This is a genomic window from Bacillota bacterium (genome assembly GCA_040754675.1).
GTDB lineage: Bacteria > Bacillota > Limnochordia > Limnochordales > Geochordaceae > Geochorda.
In genome coordinates this window covers 1-4,927 of sequence record JBFMCJ010000306.1, presented here as the reverse complement: position 1 = coordinate 4,927, position 4,927 = coordinate 1, and the positions used below count along the sequence as shown (strand labels likewise).

The following is a 4,927-nucleotide window of genomic DNA, read 5'->3' as shown; positions in this document are numbered from 1 at the left end:
CTTCTGGAGAGTGTCCCCGGCCGGCCGGGTGGGGGCCGCGAGAAGCCGTGAGCCGGCGGCCGAAGGGCTCCGGGTCGTGGTGGCAGCTCCCCGACGGGGGGTGGCGCGGGTATGTGACCGCAGGCAACGGCGGGCGGCCCCGCAGGGTTTGGCGCCGGGCCCGTACCCTGAAAGAGCTTCACCGGAAGCTTCAAGACGCGCGACTTGCGGCTCTGGAAAACCGTCTGCCCTCCCCCGGCGCCAGCCTCGCCACGCTGGGTGACTGGATGCGGGCGTGGCTCTCGGGGTGGATGGCGAGAAAAGAGCGCAGCGTCAACACGGTGGAGGCGTATACGGCGGCGCTACGCCGCATCTTCGACGAGATAGGGTGGAAACGCCTCACCGAACTGACTGCCGACGACCTCGACGCCTTCTACATCGCCCTGGCCAACCGGGGCCTGGCGCTCGGGACCCGCCGGTTGACGCACAGCGTCCTGCGACAGGCGCTGGCCGCCGCGGTCAGGAAGAGGCTGATTTCCTTCAATCCGCTCAAGGAATGCATGGCTGCCCCCACCGCAGGTGACGAAGGCGAGCCCCGGGCGTTCACCCCCGAACAACTGCGCGCCCTGCTGGAGACAGCTCGCGGCGAGCACTACGGGCTGGCCATCTGGATCGGGGCGAAGACGGGGCTGCGGGTGGCCGAGGTGACGGGCCTGCAGTGGGGCCACGTGGATCTGGAACAAGGCCTGATCCGGGTACGCCAGCAACTGGTGTACAGACCCGGCCAGGGCCTGACCGCGGCACCCCTCAAGAGCAGGGCGGCCCGGCGGGACGTGCCGGTCCCTGAGGACCTGGGCCGGCTCCTTCGGGAGGAGCGGTCAGCACGGGAGCCGGTGCCGGGCGACGCCTACGTCATTCTGAGCCCCTGGGGCCGGCGGGCCCACACGGCCCGCATCGATGCGGCCCTCAAGCGCGTGTGCCGCCTAGCGGGCCTGCCTGAGGAGTTCACCTTCCACGACCTGCGGCACACCTACGCCACCATGCTGGCCGAGGGCCACGTCCCCATCAAGAAGGCGGCGGCCCTCCTGGGCCACGCCGACATTCGCACGACCCTCCGGTACTATGTGCGGGTCTGGAGCACGGAGCACCGGGACGTGCTTGCGGCCATCGATCGGTACCTGCGCCGGGAAGCCCCCGGCGGATAGGAAAAGGCGCGACGCCCGGGGCGGTAAGGTGCCGGCCGGGGTGCCACCGGCCTTCAGAATCCAGGGGCCACGCAGAGAGGTGCACAACTCGCCGTTGTAGACCACGACGTAGAGGTTATCGCCGCGCCGGCGCAGCATGGGCTGCCCGCCTCCGGTGGGATCCACCACCACCAGCCGCCGGTGCGCCAACACGCAGTGGGGCGAAACCCACGTCCCGCAGTCGTCCGGGCCCCGGCAGGCGAGCGTGGCTCCCATGCGTTCGACGAGGTGCGCCGACCTCGACAGGTCGCGCCCGAAATCCACCCAACCCGCAATCCCGCACATGGCTCCGGCCCCATATCCCTGAGCGTACCGTCGGTTCAGTCCATGGTACGCCGGTCACGGGAAAGCGGTGCGAGGTGGTTCGCAAAGACGAGGGCTCCGGCCCGGTCAGGTCGGGCCGGAGCCCGGCGTGTGAGGGGGCACGCGGGCTGCGCGACGCGCACGCGTCACGCTTACACGTCGAAGTAGAGCACGAACTCCCACGGGTGCGGCCGCGTGTTGACCGCGAGCGACTCGCGCTGGCGCTTGTAGTCGATCCACAGGTCCACGAAGTCCTTGGTGAAGACTCCGCCCTTGAACAAGAACTGGCAGTCGTCCCTCAGGGCGTCCAGCGCCTCGTCCAGCGAACCCGGCAGCGATCGGATGGAGAGGAGTTCGGCGGGGCTCAGGGTGTAGATATCCCGGTCAAGCGGGTCACCGGGGTCGATGCGGTTCTGGATGCCGTCCAGGCCCGCCATGAGCATGGCGGCGAAGGCCAGGTACGGGTTCGCCGAGGGATCCGGCGGGCGATACTCGATGCGCTTGGCCGCGGGGTTTTGAAAATACATAGGGATCCGCACCGCGGCGCTGCGGTTGCGCTTGGAGTAGACGAGGTTGACGGGGGCCTCGAACCCCGGCACGAGCCGCTTGTACGAGTTGGTGCTCGGGCTGCAGAACGCCGCGAGCGCCCGCCCGTGGAACAGCAAGCCGCCGATGTAATAGCGGGCAAGCTCGCTGATCTGCGCATACCCGGCGGCGTCGTAGAACAGGTTGCGGCCCTCGATCCACAGGCTCTGGTGCACGTGCATGCCCGAACCGTTGTCTCCGTGGAGGGGCTTTGGCATGAAGGTGACAGTCTTGCCGTAGCGCCGTGCCACGTTCTTGGCCACGTACTTCAGAAGCATCACCCGATCGGCCATGGCCGTCAGCGTGGCGTAACGAAGGTCGACCTCAGCCTGCCCGGCGGTGGCCACCTCGTGGTGGTGGGTCTCCACGTCGACGCCGATCTTCTGGAGCGTGAGGGCAATCTCGGCCCGGATGTCCGACACGGTGTCGACCGGCGGGACGGGGAAGTAGCCTTCCTTGTAGCGCGGGCGGTGGCCCGGGTTCGGGGCCCCGCCGTCCCGGCCCGAGTTCCAGAAGCCCTCGAACGAGTCGATGAAGTAGTAGCCGCTGTGCTGGTTCTGGTCGAAGCGGGCGCTGTCGAGGATGAAGAACTCGGCCTCAGGCCCCCAGTAGCTGGCTTCCGCAATCCCCGCCGAACGCAGGTACTGTTCCGCCTTGCGGGCGATGTAGCGCGGGTCGCGCTCGTAGGGGCGGCCCGTATCGGGATCCTTCACCTCGCAGATGAGGCTCAGGGTTGGGTGCTCGTAAAAGGGGTCGATGAAGGCCGTCGAAGGGTCGGGGACGATGAGCATGTCGCTTTCGTTGATGGACTGGAATCCCCGGATGCTGGAGCCGTCGAAGCCGAACCCTTCGGTAAAGCTCTTTTCGCTCAGCTCGTCGATGGGCACGTGGAAGTGCTGCCACTGGCCCGGTACGTCCACGAACTTCAAGTCCACCATGACGACGCCTTGACTCTTCGCCTGCTCGATCAGTTCCCGGGGCGACGCGGCCCGGAGGACCGATGTCGCGCGCCCGTTGACAACAACTTCCATTCGCTCGCCTCCCTCGCCAGCTTTGACGGTATTGTATGAGAATGTTGGTAGGTTGTCATCTATGTGTCATGTAAACGTCATGTAAAAGAACGCAAGGCGGGGCAAGCACGAGGTAGCGACACGGTCTGCGTCGGAATCAGGGCAGGCCGGGGATGCCGTGGACCAGGCCCGGCCACATCCGCAGGGCGCTGTCCCGCAAGGCCTGCTGGACGCGCACGGCATCCTCCAGGGTGCCGATCCCGGCTGCCAGCAGGTGGGGCACCAGCTTGAGATAGATGCGCCCGGCCATGATGGCATCCCCCTCGGCGGTGTGGCGTCCTTCCACCGGAACCTCCAGCCGAGCGGCCAATTCCTCCAGGGTGAGCCCGTCCCAGCGGGGCCAGAGGGCTCGTGCCAGGTCGGCCACGTCGAGGGCGGGGGGCGCCAGGGGGGCCAGCCCGCTTTGGCGGGCGATGCGGGCGAGCAGCGTCAGGTCGAAGTGGACGTGAAAGCCCACCAGGGAGGTTTCGGCCGGCCACCAGCAGAGCAGCCGGCGCACGGCCTGATCCGGCGGGGGGGCACCTTTGACGTGGTCGTCGGTAATGCCATGCACTCTCCGGGCGGCCCGAGGGATGGGTCGGCCCGGGTTGATGAGGCTCGAGTAGCCCCGATCCGGGCGGGGCTGCCCTTCCACGAAGGGCACGGCGGCCACGGCCACCGGAAGGTCCCGGCGGGTATCCAGGCCGGTCGCTTCAGTATCCAGGGCTATGAACCGGGTGCGGGGCAACTGCCGGCTCATCAGGCCGTCACCCCCCTTGCGCCCCCCTCATCCGAACAGCACGTCGGTCATGAAGCGGCTGCGAAGGTCATCCTGCAGACGCCGGATGGCGGCAAACGCCTCGCGCAGGGCCGCTCGGTCGGCCCGGTTGAGGGCATGGAGCGGCATGGGGCCAGAGGGTGCCCGACCCGCACGAAGGTCGGCCAGCTGGCTGCGCAGCCGCAGCCGGGTGATGGTCTCGTAGGCGGCCGTCAGTTCCTCGACCTCGCCTGGGGCCAGGCGGCCATCGGCGGCGCTGGCCTCCCGGATCCGGTCCAGCGTGTTGGTATGCGGCAGCCCCAGATCCAGGGCGTGAACGCGGACGCTGCCCACCAGAGGCAGCATCCCCTGCGGCTTGAGGTCGATCATGCCCCGGGCGGGCCCCCACCGGGGCGTCACGATGCGGCCGAACACCCCCAGGGGCGGGACCCAGTAGACCGCCGACCAGGCCAAAAGCCGCAAGAACGCCCGCCACGACGCGATCTGTTCACCCAGGTGCCGGCGCAGTTGATGGGCCAGTCGGGACTCACCCCACACGGGCCGAAAGTCGAAGAAGATGGAGGCCAACAGGAGGTCCTGGACGGAAGACTCCCGGACCCACCGGGAGAAGTACTCCCGCCACACGTCGACGGGCTGGCACCACTTCGGGTTGGAGGCCATCACGCCGGCCGGACAGGGAGGAACCCCGCAGCGGACCAGTCCCTGCACCGTCCTTTCGGCCAGGCGCTTGAAGTAGACTTCCGCACCCCAGGGCGGCACGAGGGAGTCGGTTACGTAAACCAGGGCGTTGTCCTGGTCGGTCCTCAGGGTTTGCTCCCGGCGGCCCTCGCTGCCCAGCGCCAGCCAGCAGTAGGGGACGGGCGGTTCGCCGTAGCCTTCCTCGGCCAGCCGGGCCTCGGTGAGGGCCAGGACGCGCCGCACCAGGGCATCGTTGAGTTCCGCCGCGATCCGGGCCAGATCGATGGCCGACACCCCGGCATCCACCAGCC

Annotated in this window: 4 protein-coding genes and 1 pseudogene; 1 reads left to right on the top strand and 4 read right to left on the bottom strand. The window is 68.5% G+C overall.

Annotated features, from left to right (window positions below):
• Nucleotides 1-1,184: site-specific integrase (locus AB1609_15495; protein MEW6047857.1), on the top strand; the 1,184-nt coding region annotated here is incomplete at its 5' end.
• Between the two features lie 93 nt (nucleotides 1,185-1,277).
• On the opposite strand, the pseudogene AB1609_15490 reads toward AB1609_15495, so the two are convergent.
• From AB1609_15490 to AB1609_15475, 4 genes and pseudogenes are all read right to left on the bottom strand, one after another.
• A pseudogene (locus AB1609_15490) lies at nucleotides 1,278-1,439 on the bottom strand (hypothetical protein).
• A 239-nt stretch (nucleotides 1,440-1,678) separates the two neighbouring features.
• Nucleotides 1,679-3,142, bottom strand: a complete 1,464-nt coding sequence (gene glnA, locus AB1609_15485; GenBank protein MEW6047856.1) for a type I glutamate--ammonia ligase — start codon at nucleotides 3,140-3,142, stop codon at nucleotides 1,679-1,681.
• Nucleotides 3,143-3,278: 136 nt separating this feature from the next.
• On the bottom strand, nucleotides 3,279-3,920 hold the full coding sequence (locus tag AB1609_15480; GenBank protein MEW6047855.1) for a 3'-5' exonuclease: 642 nt from the start codon (nucleotides 3,918-3,920) through the stop codon (nucleotides 3,279-3,281).
• A gap of 27 nt (nucleotides 3,921-3,947) precedes the next feature.
• Nucleotides 3,948-4,927 (bottom strand): DUF294 nucleotidyltransferase-like domain-containing protein (locus AB1609_15475; GenBank protein ID MEW6047854.1); only part of this gene is annotated, 980 nt, incomplete at its 5' end.